Annotated in this window: 1 protein-coding gene; it reads right to left on the bottom strand. The window is 48.5% G+C overall.

The genetic code is table 11. The annotated features are described in order from the left end of the window. Positions 1 to 507, bottom strand: a 507-nt coding sequence (locus R7040_RS30265; protein ID WP_318098163.1) for a dTDP-glucose 4,6-dehydratase, incomplete at both ends; no start/stop codon positions are given.

Genomic DNA, 507 nt, shown 5'->3' with positions numbered 1-507 from the left:
TGTTTGCTTTTTCGTTATGGCCACCGATGTTGTAGGTCTCGCCGATTTCACCTTCCGTCACGACTTTGTAAAGCGCGCGAGCATGGTCTTCCACAAACAGCCAATCTCGGATTTGCATGCCATCACCATACACAGGTAAAGGCTTGCCATCGAGGGCATTCAGAATCATCAGTGGGATCAACTTCTCTGGGAAATGGTACGGACCATAGTTGTTTGAGCAATTGGTTACGAGTGTTGGGAGACCATAAGTACGCTGCCAAGCGCGTACAAGGTGATCGCTCGACGCTTTAGACGCCGAGTATGGGCTGCTTGGAGCGTATGAGGTGGTTTCGGTGAATAAATCATCCGTACCCTCTAAATCGCCATACACTTCATCCGTAGAAATATGATGAAAACGAAACGCCGATTTGTTCGCTTCCTCAAGGCTTGACCAATATTGACGCGCCGCTTCAAGAAGATGGTAAGTGCCCATGACGTTGGTCTCAATAAAAGCAGCAGGACCATCAA

The organism is Vibrio sp. 1069 (assembly GCF_033340555.1).
The sequence above is the reverse complement of the archived record's forward strand: the minus strand, read 5'-3'. Positions and strand labels throughout refer to the sequence as shown.